Origin of the sequence: Moorena sp. SIO4E2 (assembly GCF_010671945.1) — a bacterium.
Classification (GTDB): domain Bacteria; phylum Cyanobacteriota; class Cyanobacteriia; order Cyanobacteriales; family Coleofasciculaceae; genus Moorena; species Moorena producens.
In genome coordinates this window covers 1-19,839 of record NZ_JAAHIE010000022.1, presented here as the reverse complement: position 1 = coordinate 19,839, position 19,839 = coordinate 1, and the positions used below count along the sequence as shown (strand labels likewise).

General features: G+C 43.3%; 16 protein-coding genes and 2 pseudogenes. 8 read left to right on the top strand and 10 right to left on the bottom strand.

Annotation, left to right across the window (positions count from 1 at the left end; all coding sequences use genetic code 11):
* Nucleotides 1-2 precede the first annotated feature (2 nt).
* Nucleotides 3-563, bottom strand: a complete 561-nt coding sequence (fraC, locus tag F6K37_RS04790) for a filament integrity protein FraC (protein WP_008187702.1) — start codon at nt 561-563, stop codon at nt 3-5.
* Nucleotides 564-1,304: 741 nt separating this feature from the next.
* On the opposite strand from fraC, the gene F6K37_RS04785 reads away from it, so the two are divergent.
* Nucleotides 1,305-1,823, top strand: coding sequence for a GUN4 domain-containing protein (locus tag F6K37_RS04785; RefSeq protein WP_287248562.1), 519 nt, complete (start codon nt 1,305-1,307; stop codon nt 1,821-1,823).
* Nucleotides 1,824-2,597: 774 nt separating this feature from the next.
* The gene (locus tag F6K37_RS04780; RefSeq protein WP_287248559.1) at nt 2,598-4,157 is read left to right on the top strand and encodes a DUF3084 family protein; all 1,560 of its coding nucleotides are present in this window, start codon (nt 2,598-2,600) and stop codon (nt 4,155-4,157) included.
* A 218-nt stretch (nt 4,158-4,375) separates the two neighbouring features.
* Here the strand turns inward: F6K37_RS04780 and F6K37_RS04775 are convergent, their stop codons facing one another.
* Entirely contained in the window at nt 4,376-4,723 is a 348-nt protein-coding gene (locus F6K37_RS04775; RefSeq protein WP_008187699.1) for a hypothetical protein, read from the bottom strand.
* A gap of 539 nt (nt 4,724-5,262) precedes the next feature.
* Nucleotides 5,263-5,445 (bottom strand): annotated as a pseudogene (locus tag F6K37_RS04770) (transposase); the annotation flags it as partial.
* Nucleotides 5,446-5,765: 320 nt separating this feature from the next.
* Between F6K37_RS04770 and F6K37_RS04765 the strand changes: the two are divergent.
* Nucleotides 5,766-6,590, top strand: coding sequence for an NAD-dependent epimerase/dehydratase family protein (locus tag F6K37_RS04765; protein WP_287248556.1), 825 nt, complete (start codon nt 5,766-5,768; stop codon nt 6,588-6,590).
* 328 nt (nt 6,591-6,918) lie between these two features.
* On the opposite strand, the gene F6K37_RS04760 is transcribed toward F6K37_RS04765, so the two are convergent.
* Both F6K37_RS04760 and F6K37_RS04755 read right to left on the bottom strand, forming a co-directional pair.
* A complete protein-coding gene (locus tag F6K37_RS04760) occupies nt 6,919-7,074 on the bottom strand; it encodes a hypothetical protein (protein ID WP_287248553.1) in 156 nt (51 codons plus the stop codon).
* Nucleotides 7,075-7,093: 19 nt separating this feature from the next.
* Complete coding sequence (locus F6K37_RS04755) at nt 7,094-8,359, bottom strand: class I SAM-dependent methyltransferase (RefSeq protein WP_287248550.1); 1,266 nt, start codon at nt 8,357-8,359, stop codon at nt 7,094-7,096.
* Here F6K37_RS04755 and F6K37_RS04750 point away from each other — a divergent pair.
* The gene (locus tag F6K37_RS04750) at nt 8,358-8,579 is read left to right on the top strand and encodes a hypothetical protein (RefSeq protein WP_287248549.1); all 222 of its coding nucleotides are present in this window, start codon (nt 8,358-8,360) and stop codon (nt 8,577-8,579) included. The genes F6K37_RS04755 and F6K37_RS04750 overlap by 2 nt on opposite strands.
* Nucleotides 8,580-8,829: 250 nt before the next feature.
* Here F6K37_RS04750 and F6K37_RS04745 read toward each other — a convergent pair whose 3' ends face one another.
* Together F6K37_RS04745 and F6K37_RS04740 are read right to left on the bottom strand one after the other, a co-directional pair.
* Nucleotides 8,830-10,530, bottom strand: a complete 1,701-nt coding sequence (locus tag F6K37_RS04745) for a serine hydrolase (protein WP_287248547.1) — start codon at nt 10,528-10,530, stop codon at nt 8,830-8,832.
* A 61-nt stretch (nt 10,531-10,591) separates the two neighbouring features.
* Nucleotides 10,592-10,789, bottom strand: a complete 198-nt coding sequence (locus tag F6K37_RS04740) for a hypothetical protein (protein ID WP_137985533.1) — start codon at nt 10,787-10,789, stop codon at nt 10,592-10,594.
* Nucleotides 10,790-10,879: 90 nt separating this feature from the next.
* Between F6K37_RS04740 and pedR the strand changes: the two genes are divergently transcribed.
* Entirely contained in the window at nt 10,880-11,149 is a 270-nt protein-coding gene (gene pedR / locus F6K37_RS04735) for a photosynthetic electron transport-dependent transcriptional regulator PedR (RefSeq protein WP_008187694.1), read from the top strand.
* A gap of 446 nt (nt 11,150-11,595) precedes the next feature.
* Here the strand turns inward: pedR and F6K37_RS04730 are convergent, their stop codons facing one another.
* Nucleotides 11,596-11,913, bottom strand: a complete 318-nt coding sequence (locus F6K37_RS04730) for a DUF4342 domain-containing protein (protein WP_071104800.1) — start codon at nt 11,911-11,913, stop codon at nt 11,596-11,598.
* Between the two features lie 167 nt (nt 11,914-12,080).
* Here F6K37_RS04730 and trpB point away from each other — a divergent pair, with 167 nt between their 5' ends.
* From trpB to F6K37_RS04715, 3 genes are all read left to right on the top strand, one after another.
* Nucleotides 12,081-13,346 carry a tryptophan synthase subunit beta gene (gene trpB / locus F6K37_RS04725; RefSeq protein ID WP_287248512.1) on the top strand — a complete coding sequence of 422 codons (1,266 nt, stop codon included), beginning with the start codon at nt 12,081-12,083 and terminating at the stop codon, nt 13,344-13,346.
* Nucleotides 13,347-13,838: 492 nt separating this feature from the next.
* Nucleotides 13,839-14,489, top strand: a complete 651-nt coding sequence (locus tag F6K37_RS04720; RefSeq protein WP_287248510.1) for a ribonuclease H-like domain-containing protein — start codon at nt 13,839-13,841, stop codon at nt 14,487-14,489.
* A 117-nt stretch (nt 14,490-14,606) separates the two neighbouring features.
* The gene (locus tag F6K37_RS04715) at nt 14,607-17,954 is read left to right on the top strand and encodes an ATP-binding protein (protein ID WP_287248589.1); all 3,348 of its coding nucleotides are present in this window, start codon (nt 14,607-14,609) and stop codon (nt 17,952-17,954) included.
* An 8-nt stretch (nt 17,955-17,962) separates the two neighbouring features.
* Here F6K37_RS04715 and F6K37_RS04710 read toward each other — a convergent pair whose 3' ends face one another.
* Together F6K37_RS04710 and iscB are read right to left on the bottom strand one after the other, a co-directional pair.
* Nucleotides 17,963-18,154 (bottom strand): hypothetical protein, encoded by a 192-nt coding sequence (locus F6K37_RS04710; protein ID WP_287248508.1) that lies wholly within the window; start codon nt 18,152-18,154, stop codon nt 17,963-17,965.
* A pseudogene (iscB, locus tag F6K37_RS04705) lies at nt 18,129-19,434 on the bottom strand (RNA-guided endonuclease IscB). Before iscB ends, F6K37_RS04710 begins: the two are co-directional and overlap by 26 nt.
* Nucleotides 19,435-19,839: the final 405 nt, after the last annotated feature.

Genomic DNA, 19,839 nt, shown 5'->3' with positions numbered 1-19,839 from the left:
AGTTATCCACTAATGGGGTTGACATAAAGGAAACGCAGAAACAAAAGCAGTAAGATAGCGCTATAGCTACAGGAATTAGCAATGAGGACGACCATAGCTCGATTTTCCCCACCCGATCCTCTCTGACCAGAGCGCCTCAAGGATAATGACTTTTCCTCGTCGGAAGCCGATGTGGAACCAGTTGCCTGATCTTCAGCTAGTTCTAAAAAGATTTTGAGTAACCTCAGCCCTGCCAGCTTAATAATAAAGGAAAGAAAGAAAATTGTGATCACACTCATAGCAATAAGAGTATAAAAATTGTCAGGCTTATCCTCTGAAAAGTGATCGAAAAAGATATAACTAATCATCTGGCCTTGAAATTCCGTAGGGAGTTGGTCGTGAAGGGCAAAAAAACAGCACCAACCTACAATAGTGGAAAGTAGATTAATCGATGCTGCTTGCTGCATGCTGGTTTTGCGGTTGAGTTTTAGCCCTCGTTGTAAGACTATCCCTTCCACCGCAATTACCACCAGCAGGAAGAGAGTTTGAAACACGACCGTCTTTAGGGGCCATACAGGTGCCATAATTTTAAGTTTGCTCCAACGTAAGAATTTGCATTAAAAACCCGTTTGAGCCACATTTTACCTGCACGATTCGGTGAAACTTGGTTTTGTTGACACTTTATGTTGACACCTTATGTTGACACTTTATAGTTGCTTATTTAGTGCCAACCGTCAACAGAAATGGAGCAACTAAACGGGAGCAGGTCTAATGTTCATTAAATTAGACTACCAGTAATTTTCGGATACTGGTAGTTAATTTGAATGAGGGGTGTTACCCCTAAGCCTCTTCGGGCGGGTTTCCTGTTAAACTCCTTAACCACAGGCTATACATTGAAGCACTACAAGGAACATCTGTAAAGATGCGATTGACCGTAGGCCACGCTACGCGATCCTCCTAGGTCGCCGCTAAGCGATCGCATTTTGTTACATATTTTGTTTTTTAGATACCTGTTTGACCTGCCGTCACCCTTCGCGAACATAATTTAGGGTTTAGGCTCTAGGGTTTAGGGTTCTGTTGAAACTTGGCTAGCTCTCTTAGGACGGAGGTGCTCAAGTGCCCCTGTTGTAGCTCATACCTAATACGATTAGCCTAATACCTATAATTTCTCGATTATTGCTCTATGGCTTTGCCGTCAGTGTCTGGTAGTTGACTCCTGGGGCAATGCTATGGTTGATGGGTGTACCCCACACCTGACAGACAAGCCAAAACTTTATCTTTACTGTATCTTTGCAGATCAACTCCCATCACCATAGCGCAAACCTATGACACGAAATCACTATGAACCTGAACTCAAACTGCGTTCTGAAAAAGGAGTAGACTACACTAAACTGCGAGACTTACTAGCAGCAGGGAAGTGGAAAGAAGCCGACCTAGAGACAGCCAGGGTACTCCTGGAAGCAGCAGGTCGAGAAGCTGAAAAATGGCTAGATGTAGAGTCGCTCAAAACATTTCCCTGTGCTGACCTGCTGACCATTGACCAGCTTTGGGTAAGATACAGCCAAGGACACTTTGGGCTTAGTGTTCAGCAGTCCATTTATCAAGAGGTGGCAGGAGACTGCGTCAGGCTAGGTGAACGCATCGGTTGGAGAGTCAGGGGAGATTGGATAGCCTATAGTAAAATCAAATGGAATCTAGATGCCCAGATGGGACACCTACCCGTCTGTATGGCATTCATCTGGAGTAATCATCGGTCTGTATCCGGTATCGTGTGGTTATCTCGGGTAGGGTGTGAGGCGTGGTATAACTCATTGATGCAAAGACTTTTAGAGTGTAGCATATAAGCGTTACAGCCCAAGGAAATAATTCTTTAAACAAAAATTTTAAACAAAAATATTTGCTACGAATTCTATAAACATTTTAGGGATTTCAAGGTTAGTTTGATAACTAAAAACTACCAGGTCTATTGTTTGGAGCGCGCTTTGTACAAACTAGGGATGATTTGTTAGTCTATGGGTTACTCCCCATGCCCTACTGCTGGTGCTGGAAGTCGATAAATCTTTTGGGTAGTTTACCATAAATAAACATAATTCTCTACAGCTATGAGATAGGCTGTATCTGGATAGACAACAATGCAGTATTGAAACTCTGCGCTCTTCCATAGGCGCAGATTCTTCGGAGGAGTTAACTAACAAATGTTAGCCATTGCTCGAAACAACCACATCAACCTCACCTTCCGTAAAACCAATAGGCTTGCAGTCCATCAGGCAGTGCCAATTACCGCTACTCTCTCACGGTGGTGGGGGTTGAGGTTACCTTTAAGTATGTGGTTTGTAAGTATGTGGTTTGTAAGTATGTGGTTTGATTCACTAGCCTTAAAGCCTTTGCTTGCAGGGGCTAAAACTAGACTACGTGGCTGTAGCCAATCAATCATTTCGATTGATTGTCTTTTCAGTGGAATTTCCCACCACTGGGAGTCCCAGCCAACCTTAAAGTTTTTTTTGTATAACTATTATTGTAGTACTTTGACAGCAGTTAAAATCGCCTCCTCGCGTTTCCTCCACCACATAAATGACCACATAAATAATAGTAGTTTCCACTCTCCCGTGAGGCTTTAGATGACCAGCGCTTATATCCTGATTGCCTCAATTTTGGTGTTGGGGGGGTTACTCGCTACCTTAGGCGATCGCATGGGTACACGAGTAGGAAAAGCACGGCTGAGTTTATTTAATCTACGTCCCCGTACTACTGCCACGGTAGTAACAATTATCACCGGTGGCTTAATTTCTGCCTCGACCTTGGGGATTTTGTTTGCCACCAGTGAGTCTCTACGAGATGGGATTTTTGAGCTTGATAATATCCTCAAAAAACTTAGAAGTGCTCGCCGGGAGGTCAGCCAATTAGAGGATGAGAAAGATCGAGTAGAGCAGAAGTTAGCCGAGGCCAAAGCAGAGCAAATAGAGGTTCAGAAGCGTCTGGATGAAACTAATCGAAATTTCCAACAGGCTCAAAATCAACTGAAAGACGTCTCTGCTCAGGTTGGGGTGCTGCGTACTGAAATTAAGTCACTCCTCAGGGAACGTCAGCTGCTAATCCAACAGCGGAATCAACTCAATGAACAAATTACCCAACTCCAGAGCCAAATCACTCAATTAAAAGAATTGGTGAAGAAACGGGATCAGGAAATGCTGGAGCGAGACCAAGCTATCCAAGAGCGAGACCAAGCTATCCAAGAGCGAGACCAAGCTATCCTCAAACAAGACCAAACGATCCAACAGCGGGATCAGGAGCTGGCTGAGAAAGACCAAGCTATAAAACAATTTGACCAGAAAATTGCTGAACGAGATCAAGTCATTGCTCAGCGTGAAACTTTCCTAAAAGAACTCGAACAAGAACTTAAAGAACTTGAACAAAAACTTAAACAAAAGGAGAGTCAACTTGCTAAACGTAATAAACAACTTGAATCACAAGAAAAACAACTGGCTTTTTTAAAACGGGAACTCGCAATTCTAGAACAGTACTATCAGAATTATCGAGTACTGCGTCAGGGAAATGTTGCTTTATTTCGTGGTCAGGTACTCACCTCTGGAGTAGTACGAATTGTCGATCCAACAGCCGTAAATCAAGCTGTTGATCAACTGTTGAGCCAAGCTAATAAGACAGCTGTAGACATTACCCGTGCTAGTAGCAGTAATTTCCAAGAGCCACTGGTGCAAATTACTCAAGCACAAGTAGATCAGTTAATCCAGCAGATTAAAGATGGTAGAGACTACGTGGTGCGAATTCTCTCAGCGGGTAACTACGTTGAGGGGGAAAAATCAATACAAGTATTTGCAGATGCAGCCCTCAATCAGGTTGTCTTTAAGGGGGGTGATGTCCTTGCTACCATCTCAACTAATCCCTCAACTATGACCAATGAGCAAATTCGGAAGCGGCTCGATCAGTTGTTGGCAGCCTCTGAGTTCCGTGCTCGTCGCGCTGGGATTTTGGGTGATATCCAAGTCGGAGATGGTCGGCTGACCACCCTAACCAACTTTATTGAGCAGCTGGAGCAGTATAGTCAACCCCTTAATGTCAAAGCTATTGCGCAAGAAACTGCCTACACAGCTGGTCCTTTAAAAATGCAGCTGGTAGCGAGCTACAATGGAGAAGATGTTTTTAAAACTATTGTTAACTAGCTAGGTTGTTAACGTAAGCATTCAGCGGTCAGCGCTCAGCGGTCAGCGCTCAGCCGTCAGCGGTCAGCCGTTGGCCACGCTACGGGAATGGCCAAGCTACTTGAGCTGCTTAAAATAAACCTCTTTTATTCAAAAGCTATTCAAAAACTGATAGCTGATTGCTAATAGCTGATTGCTGATTGCTGATTGCTGATTACTGATTACTGATTACTTACTTGTTAAGTAGCTAGCTCCTCCACAATTTGCCAATCGGGATTGTTATTAACTGCCTCTTGAAGTAGCTCAAACATTTGCCGACAATGGTTATTAACCTGTAGAGGTAACTCTTCATTTTTGACGACAAAATTTATGGGCACTTGTTGCTCAGTGGCTTTCGATTTGTCAATCAATACGTCCACTGTAACCAGCTTGGTAAAGGATATATTATCCGGACTCTCTCTTGCCATTATATAGTCATCACTCTCGTAGAGAATCTCAAAATGGCAGGATTTTAGAACCTCAATCAGTAACGGTAGAAGACGATCAAGGGAAATAGTGATTTTAATGGAACGAGTGTAGCGAGCCATATAGACTTGGGGCTTGCTGATAGCTAAATTTTTCTATCTTGACATTCCCCCGTGCGAGGGATTGCTCGCACGGGGGATTCTCGGTTCATCGACTCGCCATAAGCTGATAGGTTTATACCAACCAAGCACTTAGGGCAAATCTCCCGAAGGGTTTTAGGTCTTATTGACCCAGTTTTCCGCATTCCCTGCTGTAACTTGTTTCTCCGGCTGTTGATAGCTAACTAGTTGTTTGCTTCTAAGCCGACCTAGGTGACCAAATTGTTAGGCAAGGATTACGCAGTACCCTATCTCTGGCGATACTTTTTACTTTACTCTACGGAGGAAGGATTTGGGCAATAATTTATTGTTTTTTTAACTTATTTTTAAATAATTGGGCTCTTCGGTCCCTGTGGTGATAAGCTAAGCTTATTTATAGCGTTTATCGCAGTTATGAGGTACAGTATTCTTTGACGTTGATTCCCTGTCTTGATGTAGCGCATCGCTATTCCTTATTCCCTCTTCTCTCTTCTCAGATCCGCTGTTCCCAGATCCGCTGTTCCCTAAAATCCCGAAATTGTGTACCTCATAGCTATGATAATTGCTATAAACAAGCAAGCTAACAGCTTTTCCCTCAGATTATAAAAATTTCTAAACCCATAGCTTTGACGAATAATCAATTTCATCTTATTATTTAATACTGCCATTACTCCACTAGTTGTTTTATTGATCAAATAATGACAAATTTATGGTAAATTTTATTGGCCTTTGGCCACGCTACGCGAACAATAGTCTCAGCTACTTGACCTAAAATAATTAAACCGCCCTACACGCTCACGTTTCATCCCCCCTTGAAAAAGACGGGGTTTTCAAGGAAAGACCCAAGGGGTAAAGCGGGTGCATCTCATATTTGTAAAAAAGGAGGGGAGTGTGGGGCGGGGGCGCGGGAAGTGTGGGGCGGGGGCGCGGGAATTTTTGCCTAATTTCATGCATTGAGATACACCCGGGTAAAGCTTGCGCGAAGGTAAGATTTTTTATAATAATCGAATTTTAAAACATACGAGCTATGAATGTAGCAATCATTGGTTGTGGATACGTGGGTAGTGCTGTTGCTCACCTTTGGCATCAAGAGTTAGGGTTATCCACTACAGTAACCACTACTACCCCTGAGCGGGTCCGAGAACTAGAAACAATTGCTGACCGAGTGGTTGTGGTTAAAGGAAACGACCCTATTGGTCTCGAATCGGTAGTGAAAAACCAGGAGATTATTCTTCTGTCTGTGGGTGCTGCCAATGGCAAGGTCTATCAAGAAGCCTACTTAGACACAGCCCAAACCTTAGTTTCTGTGCTCAAAAACGCTCCTACGGTACGACAGCTAATTTACACGGGAAGCTATGCTGTGTACGGTGATCGACAGGGAGGCTGGGTAGACGAAACATCACCGATTGCTCCCGCGAGTCCAAATTATGAAATTCTGGCAGAAACTGAGCAGGTATTACTATCAGCATCCAATCCTAATCTGAAGGTTTGTATCCTGCGTCTGGGAGGAATTTATGGTCCGAAGCGGGAACTAGTCAAAATATTTGGTCGATTCGCAGGTACTACTCGTGAGGGTTCGGGTCAAGAAGTCACCAATTGGATTCATCTAGATGACATAGTGGGTGGGATAGAATTTGTCCGTTCTCACCAACTGCAAGGGATTTATAATCTAGTCGATGACCAAATCCTGACTTATCAAGACTTGCTTGAAAAAGTATTTAAACAGCACAACTTACCCCCCGTATCCTGGGATTCATCCGTTACCAAAGCCCGACCTTACAATGCCCGAGTGTCAAATAAAAAGATAATTGATGCAGGTTACCAGTTTATTCATCCAGAAAAAATTTTCTAATCTGATTACTCGGTGGGTAAGCATTCAGCTATCAGCCATCAGCTTTCAGCTTGCATAGGTAAGCTTCGTTTAATCTCTGTACGGAAAGCTGTTAGCGTAGCGTGGGCCTATGGGCAATGCGCAATGGGCTTTTCCCCAAACTTTCAATTCTGTAAAATCTCGAACTATTAAATTCTCACGAAAGAGGTTTATTTTATGCTCACGGCTGACAGCTGACGGCTGAATGCTTACCTCGGTGGGATTAGTTGACTGAAAACTAGCCTAAATATAAGTAACGAGGCGATTGGTGCATGAATCGCCTCTAGCCAAGATTCAACAAATACACTATCTAAAACAAGTGTGAATTTTTTGTGATATGTAGGATTTGGGATTTTAGGGAATCGGGAATTGGGAATCGGGAATCGGGAATTGGGAATCGGGAAAAAATCTTGTTTACTTTATTACTATGAGAACCGATAATTACCCTTAATAAAAATCTCCCCATCTCCCCGCGCCCAGCGCTATTAGCTGATCGGTGGTACCGTCAACCCCTTAAGGGCCACCCCTTCTGCTGATGGCGTTAATCCCTTACTTTGAATTAAAACCCCAAAGCCACCCAATCCGGTTGGATCGATCAACTGGTGTAACCGTTGGCGACGCTGCATAATCTTGATCACATCCTGTGCTGTTGCGTTCGCATTTCCCCCTTCTTTAGGATCAGAAAGGGCAGCTATGCGATCGCCTAATCCCAATGCCATTAGAAACAACCCTTGCTTGGTCAAACCTACCTTACCCAAACCACATAACTCTCCTTGTTGCTCTAGGGCAGTAAAATCCACATGAGCAGTAATGTCTTGTTGCCCGATATAACTATAGGGGTTATTATGGTGCCGGTGGCGATAATAACACTGTAATGTTCCCTGATCACGGGCTGGCAAATAATACTTTTGGGCTGGATAGCCATAATCAATCGTTAGGACAAATCCCTGGTTTAACCGTTTCGCAACAGTTTTAATCCAATCCAGTGCAGCGAGATTCACCTCACAGCGATAGCCCTCTGGATAGGAACCAGAGAACAAATCAATACCTACCAAATCAAAATACTCTCTCAGTTGGGGTGTAGAAGGGGTATCTAAAACTTCTACAAACTTAATGTCATCGTCATCCTGATCAACAGTTGCGATATAAATTTCTTTGAGATCTCCTGCTTGCAGCACAACTTGATGTACCGGTAATGCATCAACCAATTCGTTAGAGAAACAGCAACCAGTCAGGGAATTGTCTTGTATTTCTTCCCAAGAACACCACCGTACAGGTAACGAGGGCTGGTGATTGTCGAGTCTGGGTAGGTTTAGTTTCAACAACAGCTGCTTCTGTTGAGCAATCATTGCTGTTGCCTTTTCCACAATGATGTAATTTACCGCACCATAGCAATCTGGGTAGTGCTGGTGCAAGTAAACTAGAACATCTGCTGCTAGGAGGCCCTGTCCCGCTCCCACTTCCATCAGGGTAAAGGGATTAGGTTGTCCGAGGATATCCCACATTTGGGCAAACTGTTCAGCAAGTAACTCCCCAAAGTCTTTTCCTAGGTGGGGTGAGGTGAAAAAGTCTCCTGATGAACCAATGTTAACTGCACCAGAAGCGTAGTAACCTAGCTGTGGATGGTATAGTGCTAAGTCCATGTACTGGGCAAAGGTAATTCGCTGGTTAGGTGCTGTAGCAATGTGATTAGCAATTACCTTGGGTAGGGGTTGAGTAGATGAAAGGTTTGAATTCAAGAAATTAGTCATGAGACTTCTTGCAGAAGGTAAGCAGTCAGCAGTCAGCAGTCAGCAGTCAGCAGTCAGCAGTCAGCAGTCAGCAGTCAGCAGTCAGCAGTCAGCTTTGTGGCACAGGCTTTGGCCTTGGCCTTTTGGCCTTTTGGCCACGCTACGCGAACGGCCACGCTACGCGAATGGCCACGCTGTGCGAACGACGCTGGGAGGTAACTCAGCATTATTCGAATGCTGACCTGTTGTCTTGATGCAAAGCGCGAGTGGGGGAAACCCCCGCAGGTCGGCGCTGCATCGCTTATTCAAAAGCTGTTCGCGTAGCGTGCGCGTAGCGCATTAGCACCTCAAGTAGCGTGCGCATAGGCTGATAGCTGATAGCTGATAGCTGATAGCTGATAGCTGATAGCTGATAGCTGATAGCTGATAGCTGATAGCTGATAGCTGATAGCTTACGTCAATTTTATTCTCCCTACTCCCTTTTCTATAGCTTACGTAGACACTTTTTTATTAGCCGTGAATACGCCATTGGGTTGAGTAATCACTGCTTGAGTCACAACCCCACCATTATCGGTAGTGAAGTTAATACTATATCCTGCTGGGGAATCCTTAAAATTAAATTCGGTTCCTTGGTAACGAACTAACTCTATCTCTGGCTGACCAGCTAATGACACAAATAGTTTATTATCTTTGATAAAGATAGTAATAGATTGACCAGAAATGTCATATTCACCCACAAATTTTTCCATAAAACTAGTGGTTAAAATGCTTTGGTCAGGGATTCGTTCAAATACAATATCCTTCACCTTCGGTTCTAGAGGTATGGACAGTCTCTGAATAATTCCTTTGGGGTCATTAAAGAATGATAATAGTTGAAAATTATCAGAACCCTCTGATAGTAATTCAAAACTATCATAGTGGTAGTGCTTTAGTTCGTAAACGATGGAATTATAAGTTGCCGTTAACTGCTGGTCTTTGAGCGCAATGGAAACTATTCCGTATCCGGGATGCTCAAAATCTCCTGTGTAATCTTCTAGGGGATGTGATGGTTGAGTGCCAGTTTTAGGCTGTGGTTTGGTGTTCTGTTTGCCTTGTTCAGCCGCTTGTTTAGCTTCCTCAACCTTACTCTTCTTCCTTTCATTCCAAGGAACTTCGTCGAGACCAAGCAAGCGATCGCAAATGTGATAAGTTATAATATCTGGCAATGGGGTTACTTCGAGATTGGTGAGAACTACCACACCAATTTTATCTTGAGGCATCAACGTTGTCAGGGCAGAAAATCCGTCAATACCACCCCCATGCTGGACGTGATTATGACCTCGGTAGGCAGTGATAAACCATCCTAATCCATAAGAGTAATGCCAGATTTCCGGATACTCAAGGGATGACGGCTTCACGATTTGTGGTGTATACATCTCAGTCAGAATACCAGGGTTGATAATCTGCTTATCCTCATAGTTTCCCTGGTTTTGATGGAGTAGAAGCCACTTCGCCATATCAGTAACATTGGAATTAATAGAGCCAGCAGGACCAATAGTGTCGATATTGCGAAATGGGATGGCTTTAACTACGTCATCTTTCTCTCGATAAGGAAGGGAAAAATCCTCAGTCTCCTGGGATTTGACAACGGAAAAATTGCTGTCTGCCATCGACAAAGGATTAAAAATTTCCTGCTGAACAAATTCTTCCCAGCTGCTCTCGGCAATTTGACCGACTAAGTAGCCAGCGGTCATGTACATCAAATTTTGATACTGATAGACACTTCGCAATTCATGATTAGGTTCGAGATACTGTAAGCGCTCAACTATTTCTTGACGAGTGAAAGGACTGTTATACCACATGACCTCATGACTGGGTAAGCCAGAACGATGAGTGACCAGGTCACGGAGAGTCATGTGTTCACTAGCATAGGCATCGTATAGTTTAAACGTGGGCAGATAATGTCTAACCGGTTTATCCCAATCTAATTTTCGTCGCTCAGCCAAGATGCCCATAGCCATTGTGGTAAAGGCTTTAGTGCAAGACCCAATCGCAAATAGGGTTTTAGAGGTTACTTTTAAGCCTTTTTCTACATCCCTAAAACCAAAGCCTTCACAAAAGATGATTTCGCTATCGTGAACAATAGCGACTGCCAGCCCTGGGACTTTCCACTCTTCCATTCTCTGGTTAATAAAATCACTAAGACCTTCCATTAGTTGCTCTCCATTCATGTGAATTTCAGAAGTTTCGACGTAAGCATTCAGCCGTCAGCCGTCAGCCGTCAGCCTTGGCCACGCTACGGGAATGGCTGAAAGCTGTTCGGTGTAGCGTGCGCGTAGCGCATAAGCTTACGTTTCGACGCCAGTTGCTGATCTGACTCCCCACGCTTACCACACTTACCACGCTTACCATGCTTGCCACACTCCTGCCACACTTCCTATACTCTTCCTTGTCCTGTTTATTGATAATCACTTAATTTCCCCATGGCAAATTAAGTGAAGCGGGTCACCATTGGCGGTAAAATCAGATAAGATAGGTATATCTACTAGAGAAAAATTACTTATGGCTAGTGGTAAATCCCAGAATCATGCAACTCTGTCTTACCGCGAATTGCAAATCATCGAACATGTAGCGGCTGGTTTAACCAATCTCGAAATCGCCCAGGAGCTGGCAATCAGTAAGCGCACTGTTGATAATCATATCAGTAACATTCTGACCAAAACTTCCACTGATAACCGGGTGGGTTTGGTTCGTTGGGCCTTAAAGTGGGGCAAAGTTTGCTTGAATGATGTCAATTGCTGTCCTTTACCAGCCCCTGGTCAAACTCAGTGATACCACTGACTTATCCAGTCCCGGAGATTATTGAAATTACTGATAGTTTTCAGAGTCGGCTTGAAGCTAGGATTAGGCAATTTTGCTCAGGTTGCTTTGCTCAGGTTGCTTTGCTGAAGCCACCAAGCACCTCAGTGGCACTGGCAACCCCCCAGCTAAACACCAAGAAACCCATGATTATCTAAGTCCCACTGGCATAATTAGTTTAGTTGTCCAGAGTGACTTCTAGGCTTTTGGCTGACTGCTGATAACTCAAAGCTGATAACTCAAAGCTGACAACTCAAAGCTGACAACTCAAAGCTGACAACTCAAAGTTGACCGCTCAAATTATATCTTAAGTATATCTTAAGATATTTTTAGCATCTTTAGCGATCGCAGGCAATCTTTCTCTAGGATGTCCCATACCTGTTTAGGGGTTAGGGTAGATATCTACGATATATCGACCGCTATTCCTTTCGTTCTACCACTACTTTCAATCGAGCCGCCAATGCCCCGATCGCTCCCAGGGGGAGTAACCAAGGAGCCCAGAAAATAGCAGTAAATCCTCCTAATACGCCAAAAGTTAGCGGAATCTCCAACAAAATCCGATCCTGGTCATTTTTGATCATAATTCGGCGAATATTCCCCTGATTAATTAGGTCTTTAACTTTGTCAATCAGGTCATTACCACTAATACTGAATTCTTCGACACTGACCTTTGGCTGAACATCTGTCTCTACCGAATTGGAGTGATTGTTTATTTGTTGATCAGTTGGTTCATTCATGGTAAGCTGCTAAGGCACCGGCTTGGTAATTATGGTCATTACTTTTCTACAGTAGCTCAAAAATAATTGTTAATGTTGATACAAAATCCTATGGGACTGGTGGTAAGGGATTTTGGGTTTTATAATAAATAGTCGAGATGTTCGTTCTATAATTGCTTGACACCGCTGTGACTAAAACCCCCCTACCCCTTAGTATCGGTGACCATAGGGATCACCACACCCAACAACCGGACGCTTTGGGACGTTTTGGGAAATTTGGTGGTAAATATGTTCCAGAAACCCTGATGCCTGCTCTGAGTGAACTAGAGCAGTCTTTTGAGCAATACCGTAATGACCCGGATTTCCAACAGGAACTACAACAACTACTGCGAGACTATGTGGGACGTCCTAGTCCTCTGTATTTTGCTGAACGTCTGAATAACTACTATACCAAATCTGATGGTAGTGGACCACGAATTTATCTAAAACGGGAAGATTTAAATCACACCGGTGCTCACAAAATTAATAATGCTCTGGCTCAAGTATTGCTAGCCAAGCGCATGGGTAAGGGGCGCATCATTGCTGAAACGGGAGCGGGTCAGCATGGTGTGGCTACCGCAACAGTATGTGCTCGATTTGGTCTCGAATGCGTCATTTATATGGGCGTTCAGGACATGGAACGGCAATCCCTGAATGTGTTTCGGATGCGGCTACTGGGAGCAACGGTGCAACCGGTATCGGCTGGAACCGGTACTCTCAAGGATGCGACCTCGGAAGCGATTCGAGACTGGGTGACAAATGTCGAAACCACTCACTATATCCTTGGGTCAGTGGCAGGTCCTCATCCTTACCCAAAAATGGTACGGGATTTCCATGCTGTGATTGGCCAGGAAACTCGCGCTCAATGTTTGGAAAAGTGGGGCGGTTTGCCGGATATATTGTTAGCTTGTGTGGGAGGTGGCTCCAATGCCATGGGCCTGTTCCATGAGTTTGTTAATGAACCCACTGTGCGGTTGATTGGCGTGGAAGCAGCAGGCGCTGGTGTGGATTCTGCTAAACATGCGGCTACCCTCACTCTTGGACGACCAGGAGTGTTGCACGGGGCAATGAGTTATTTGCTCCAAGATCATGATGGTCAGGTGCTCGAAGCTCACTCGATTAGTGCTGGATTGGACTATCCTGGTGTCGGTCCAGAGCATAGCTATTTGAAAGATAGTAGTCGGGCAGAGTATTATAGTGTTACAGACCAAGAAGCGGTGGCTGCGTTTCAACGGTTGTCTGAGCTGGAGGGAATTATACCGGCACTGGAAACATCTCATGCGATCGCATATCTCGAAACTCTGTGTCCCCAACTCAGTGGTAATCCCCAGATCGTGATTAACTGTTCCGGTCGGGGTGATAAGGATGTGCAAACTGTTGCTAAATTTATGTCAGCTCAGACCTCGAAAGATTAAAAAAATAAAAAATAAGTAGGACATGTGGACTGTCAAGGGTAAATTGTAAACTACGATACAGTAATTCCCAGAAATTAGAAATTCCCAGAAATTAGAGCCCAGGGTTTAGCCAGCCTGCTCATGCCAAAAGCATTGCTCAAGATTAGTTTGGGAATGCTTATCTTTACTGTGGAATTAACTCAAGTTTTGATCAAGGGTCCTTAACTCTAGTAACCACTGTGATTTAGTTGCTAGTTATGGTGCTATAACATCGCTTTAAAGCGATAACTAACACTACCGCTAGTGGTTAGTATCAGTGGTGACTGTCATCTTCACGAATAACTGTGCCTTTTCCGTTCTCCTCATGGGAACAGAAACGGTACCCCATAGGAGCATCGAATCAACCAAATCCTGGGAGTTCTCCCTAAGAATATTATCCCATCAAAACTATCGCATCAAACACTATCCCATCCAACAAACTTCTAGAACCTACAACCTATAACCTTTGAACCAATGACCAACACAACTGTAATTGAAGAATTGAAGGATTTTCAAGTTTGCGATCGCGATTTACCCGAATCTATATGCCAAGAGTATCTAAGGGCAGATTCCCTCGCCGTGGATACCGAAACCATGGGACTGATTTACCAACGCGATCGCTTATGTCTTGTACAGCTGTGTGATCCACTCGGACGAGTCACCTTTGTCCGCATTGACAAAGGACAAACAGAAGCACCCCGATTAAAACAGTTGTTAGAAGCGACTAATGTGCTCAAAGTATTTCACTTTGCTCGGTTTGATGTCGCTATGCTCAGGCAAAATCTCGGTATTGAAGTCAATCCTGTATTCTGCACCAAGATTGCTAGTAAGTTAGCCCGCACCTATACTAGTAGCCATGGTCTCAAAGAATTGGTCAAAGAGCTAGAACGGATAGATTTGGATAAAAGTGCTCAGAGTTCTGACTGGGGTAATGTCGCTAACCTGTCCGATGAGCAGTTGGAATACGCTGCTAATGATGTACGCTACTTGTTGAATGTGCGGCAAAAACTGATCAATATGCTGCAACGGGAAGACCGTTGGGAATTAGCTCAACAGTGCTTTGAGGCGTTACCGACTATGGTATCTCTCGATTTGTTGCACTATCGAGATGTATTTGAACATTGAAGAATCAGAGACTGGTAAGTAAAGTTTAACAAACAGTTTCCAAGCTCCAAAATCCAACTTAAACTAGTAGAGGAGGGGTGTTACCCATAGCCCCTCCAGGAGATACCAGTGAAACGTATGTTTAGTTGGAAACGTGCCCAAATCCCCTTGTGTTTGGGTGCTTTTTTGATATCAGTACTGATTAGCCTATTAACCATAGCACCTAGTCAAGCACAATCTCAGGCATCTAAAACCTTGCCACCATTGAAGATTACCCAAGGATGGCACTATCTCTGGGGTGATGTTTCTATGAATAACCTCCGTCATGCCAAGCTTTGTACTAAGGTCGAGATTGCCAAGGGCGAGCCTTGCTGGAAAGAATTTACGTTTCCAAAAAGATTATGGAAGTCACCGGCAGATCAACAGCAAAACAATGTTTGGTTAAAGGTTAAGTTACCAGACGGTAAATGGCAATCTCCCACTCTTTATCTCGGAGCAGTTCCGAATATACTAGAAGCTTATTTAGATCAGGAACTGATTTATACCCGATTATCCCCTAACTCATTGCCTCCAGCTAATGGTGACGGGTATCAATGGCCAATTGTTCCTATTGATTCAAATTTTTATGGAAAATCATTGTTCATTAATGTTTACGTAGGGACTGAGCAGTCTATTTATATCGGATTTTTCGACCGGATAGTTATTGGTTCTAAATTTAACGTAATTCGGTGTTTATTCAAAGACGAAATCAGCACCGTTTTAGGATGTATTTTTATTTTAATTGGGCTGTGGTTTAGTTTAACCTGTTTATTCCGGTCTCAAGACAAACGATTGATTCTAGCCTTTGCATTATTAGCTATAGCTGGAGGCATTTACAACCTTAGCCAATCAACCATTATTCCCTTATTATTTAAGGATTCACTGAATTGGGAGCATATTCGATATACGGCTTTTTGTTTTCTTCCTATTCTCACTCTTATTGGTTTTGAAGAAATATTTGGCTCAGGCTACTTTTCCATCATCCAGCGGTTATGGCAAATTCACCTAATTTATTCGGTCATTTCTTTAGGATTAATTGTTATCTACAAAAGTTCCTGGTTGTATGAGATATCTATTGATCACTACTTGCTCCTGGGTAGTACAATAATTTTATTGCTCCATGCGATTCCTATAGCTATCACTCAGAAAAACTATTATGCTAAACTATTTAGTTTCGGATTATCTATCCTGGCTATAGGAGGAATGCATGATATTTTAGTTTATCGCTTTGAACCGGAAAATTGGTATCAACGATTGTATCCTTGGGGAATGTTGCTGTTTATCCTATCCTTAGCATTAATTTTAGAACGACGATTTGCTGAAACCAGGCAACTGCTACAGGAGTATAACCAGAAGCTAGAAACTAAGAATGCTGCTCTTCAGGAAATGGATCAGCTCAAAAATGAATTCTTAGCCAATACATCCCATGAACTTAAAACACCTCTGAATGGCATTATCGGCATTGCTGAATCCCTGATTGATGGAGCAACAGGTAAGTTATCCCAGTCAACAGCATCTAATCTTTCTCTGATTGTCTCTAGTGGCAAACGGTTAACTCAGCTTGTTAACGATTTACTGGATTTTTCTGCCCTCAAGCATAAACAAATCAACCTGAGAATTAAGCCAGTGGGGATGCGAGAAATAACAGAAGTTGTTTTATTGCTATCCCGTCCCCTTGTGGTTAATAAAAACCTACAACTGATTAATCAAGTTTCCTCATCGATTCCCCCAGTCGATGCTGATGAAAACAGACTCCAACAGATTCTCTATAATTTAGTGGGTAATGCCATTAAATTTACTGAATGTGGTACGATTAAAGTGTCAGCAGAGGTGGTAAATTCTTATCTAAAAATTACCGTTTCTGATACAGGTATTGGTATACCACCTGATAAATTAGACCGAATTTTTGAAGCTTTTGAACAAGGGGATGGCTCCATTAATAGGAAATATGGAGGAGTGGGGTTAGGTTTAGCGGTTACTAAAAAACTGGTGCAGCTCCACGGCGGAGATATTGATGTGGAGTCTACCCCAAACCTTGGCTCACAGTTTAGTTTCACCCTACCGATATCAACAGGTAAAGTAGAGAGGAAACAGCGAGAGGAAGTTTCCCAGGTTCAGAATTATTTGGCGATGGCAAATGACTCTGAACCCCTGATATCTGATCACCTGATATCTGATCACCTGATATCTGATCAGAACCTATCATCACCAACCGTCGAAGCATTTAACATCTTGATTGTAGATGATGAACCAGTAAATCTTCAGGTTTTGGTCAACCATCTTTCTCTGCACAACTATAATATTATTCAAGCAGTTAATGGCCTAGATGCATTCACAAAAATTTGCCAAGGATGCAGACCAGACTTGATTTTACTGGATATTATGATGCCGAAAATGACCGGCTATGAGTTCTGCAAAAAAATCCGTGATAAATTTCTACCGAATGAACTACCCGTAGTATTGTTAACTGCTAAAAATCAGATCTCAGATTTGGTAGCAGGATTTGCAGCAGGAGCGAATGATTATTTAACTAAGCCCATATCCAAGAATGAATTGCTAGCAAGAATTAAGACCCATCTTCAGTTAGCCAAAATTAATGTAGCTTATGGACGCTTTGTGCCTCGGGAGTTTCTGCAATTTTTAGAAAGGGAAAGTATTCTTGATGTCCAATTAGGGGACTATGTCCAAAAAGAGATGACGGTACTTTTTTCGGATATTCGCTCCTTTACTAGTTTATCAGAGAGGATGTCACCGCAAGACAATTTTAATTTTATCAATGACTATTTAAGTCGAGTCAGTCCAGTGATTCGTAATTATAACGGCTTCATTGATAAATATATTGGTGATGCGGTGATGGCGTTGTTTCCCGAAAAGGCTGATCATGCCCTAAAGGCAGCCATTGAGATGCAAAAGCAAGTTTATAGTTATAACTCCCATCGGAACAATAGTGGTTATGAACCGATTGCGATTGGTATTGGTTTGCACAAGGGGAGTTTAATTTTAGGTACAGTGGGGGAATCTGAACGGATGGATACAACCGTGATTGCTGATACTGTAAATTTGGCCTCCCGTTTGGAAAGTTTAACCAAGATTTATGGAGCAGAGATTTTGATTAGTAAACCCACCTTGACTGATCTGGATAATCGAGACAGTTATCATTATCGGCGTCTAGGGCGAGTCAATGTGAAGGGTAAAAGTCAACCAGTGGAAATCTTTGAAGTGTATGATGCTAATCCTGAGGATTTGATTGCTTTCAAGTCCGACACGACTCCTCGGTTTGAGGAAGCAGTTTCCTATTATGTAGAAGAAGACTTTGCTCAGGCGCAACAGATTTTTGAGGAACTTTTACAGAGTAATCACCAAGACCGGGTGGTTGAACTTTATATTGAACGGTGTGCTAAAGCCCGGGAGTATGGGGTTTCGGAATTGGATATTGTGATTACTTGAATTGGTTATTAAGGGAATAGGGAATAGGGAGTCGGGAGTCGGGAGTCGGGAGTCGGGAGTCGGGAGTCGGGAGTCGGGAGTCGGGAGTCGGGAGTCGGGGGAGAGATGTAGGGTGGGCAGTGCATCAGACAGGAACTTCCAGGACAACTATTCCCTGGTAAATCTCGGCAGATACTAGCAAAAGCTATAAGTGTATCCATCTTTTCGGTATATTGCCGATATATCTTGAGGTTTGCAACTTTTGTAGCCCTTGGTTCCTAACGGGGTAAATCCAAAGCTTCCTTTGCTTCTAGGGGTGACTTTACCTATTCCTAGTTTTTGATGCTTGGCTATGTCCCCAGTAACAAGCGCCTTTGATTGGTTTTAATGGATTGTGTCTGATGGGGTAACCGTATTTGTTAAGTGCTGCTTTCTGTCTCCCTCCGGGTCCCTTGCAAGTGACTAACAGCGGCTGAGAGGTTCTCAACACTAAGGTCTCAATATCCCCAACACAAGCGGCATCAATCCAGTGCTGCTTAGGTAGTTCTAATCTAGTCCGGTTGTATTTGGTTTGCGCTCCCGTTCCGGTGACCACAACCTTGATTAATTGAAGTACCTTAACTAACTTGTTCCGAGTTGCATTTACTGCTGTTGCATCTTTTAATGGCTGCTTAGCTTTAGATTTGATTTTTTGCAGTAGACTTGGCTTCTTTTTTAAGAAGTCTTCTATAGGCTTGTTACCTTTGCGTTGATTACACTTTTCACAAGCCAAACAAAGATTACTTACGCGTTCGCGTAGCGTCGGCAAAGCCGAATCGCTTCCACCAAGTGACCTTGGGTGAATGTGTTCGATTTGCAATGGAACGGATTGCTTACCACAGTAAGTGCATTCTCTTCCCCATTTTTCAAGTAAGTACTCTCTAACCTCATATCCGGCTAACTCTCCTTGCTGGTACTGAATGCCACTGATTTCAGGATTTTGCATTTTTTGGGTGTCAAACTTAACCCTTTCGACCCAAATCTCATTGACTGGGCAGAATTTAATCAATCGTTTTACCCAAGTCTGAATAGTCAAAATTCTGTGTTCTAGACTAGGTGGAAGCCATCCCTCTGGACGCTTACGGTTAAGGAATATGGGTTTCCTGTAGCGGGTGTTGCGGTTACGTCTCCCACGCCTTACAGCGCCTCTAGACTCTAGTTTTTTCTTAATTAATCCTCCTCTGTGCTCTAATTCCATTCCCCAAATAACTTGGTTGTTTTGGACTAGGGCAAATCCAGTTACCTTACTACCAGGGTCAATCTTTATTTGACTTGGTGAGATGGTTGGATTATTGTTCGCGCAGCGTCGGCTTTGCCGAATCGCAGTCTTTAAGATGATTGTGAACGGGTACATCCTAAAAACGGCAGCCTTACCTTTGTTTAATAACCGGCGAGCTTTCTTTGGTGGAATAGGGTTTAATGGTTGCTTGTTTGTGTCAATAACGAATACGTAATTCTGCATGATTAGTGCAACTCAATTCGGTAATGTGTTCCTCGACAATGTTGAAATGGCTTGTTAGGCTAATCACACATTTTGCCTTTGTCTTAATGATTAGCGACAGAGCCAAGAGCTGGAGTTCACTCTTGGGTGTCATAACCAAACCAACGTAGAAAACTAAGTCTGCATCCTAGCTGGCGATTTCCAGGAGTTACCGGGAATTGCCTAGGCTTTGACTAGGAGATTGATGTGCTTACCATCGGGTTGCTAGGCACTGCCCACCAAGGATTAATCACTGTTAATAACCGATACTTTTTAGCTACCAAAACCTACCAAAGGCAAATTCTGGCTCGCCAATGCCAGATGCAATAGCATCCAGGGGGTATCTCCGCGCTTCTCTGACGGAATATCCCGCGAGCGCCATAAAAA

Coding starts and splice junctions, on each gene's coding strand:
- F6K37_RS04715 (WP_287248589.1), top strand. CDS start 14,607: ATGTTTAGTTGGAAACGTGCCCAAATCCCCTTGTGTTTGGGTGCTTTT.
- F6K37_RS04755 (WP_287248550.1), bottom strand. CDS start 8,359: ATGACTAATTTCTTGAATTCAAACCTTTCATCTACTCAACCCCTACCC.
- F6K37_RS04750 (WP_287248549.1), top strand. CDS start 8,358: ATGAGACTTCTTGCAGAAGGTAAGCAGTCAGCAGTCAGCAGTCAGCAG.
- F6K37_RS04730 (WP_071104800.1), bottom strand. CDS start 11,913: ATGAATGAACCAACTGATCAACAAATAAACAATCACTCCAATTCGGTA.
- F6K37_RS04760 (WP_287248553.1), bottom strand. CDS start 7,074: ATGGGGAGATTTTTATTAAGGGTAATTATCGGTTCTCATAGTAATAAA.
- F6K37_RS04765 (WP_287248556.1), top strand. CDS start 5,766: ATGAATGTAGCAATCATTGGTTGTGGATACGTGGGTAGTGCTGTTGCT.
- fraC (WP_008187702.1), bottom strand. CDS start 563: ATGGCACCTGTATGGCCCCTAAAGACGGTCGTGTTTCAAACTCTCTTC.
- F6K37_RS04780 (WP_287248559.1), top strand. CDS start 2,598: ATGACCAGCGCTTATATCCTGATTGCCTCAATTTTGGTGTTGGGGGGG.
- pedR (WP_008187694.1), top strand. CDS start 10,880: ATGGCTAGTGGTAAATCCCAGAATCATGCAACTCTGTCTTACCGCGAA.
- F6K37_RS04775 (WP_008187699.1), bottom strand. CDS start 4,723: ATGGCTCGCTACACTCGTTCCATTAAAATCACTATTTCCCTTGATCGT.
- F6K37_RS04745 (WP_287248547.1), bottom strand. CDS start 10,530: ATGGAAGGTCTTAGTGATTTTATTAACCAGAGAATGGAAGAGTGGAAA.
- F6K37_RS04720 (WP_287248510.1), top strand. CDS start 13,839: ATGACCAACACAACTGTAATTGAAGAATTGAAGGATTTTCAAGTTTGC.
- F6K37_RS04785 (WP_287248562.1), top strand. CDS start 1,305: ATGACACGAAATCACTATGAACCTGAACTCAAACTGCGTTCTGAAAAA.
- F6K37_RS04710 (WP_287248508.1), bottom strand. CDS start 18,154: ATGGATACACTTATAGCTTTTGCTAGTATCTGCCGAGATTTACCAGGG.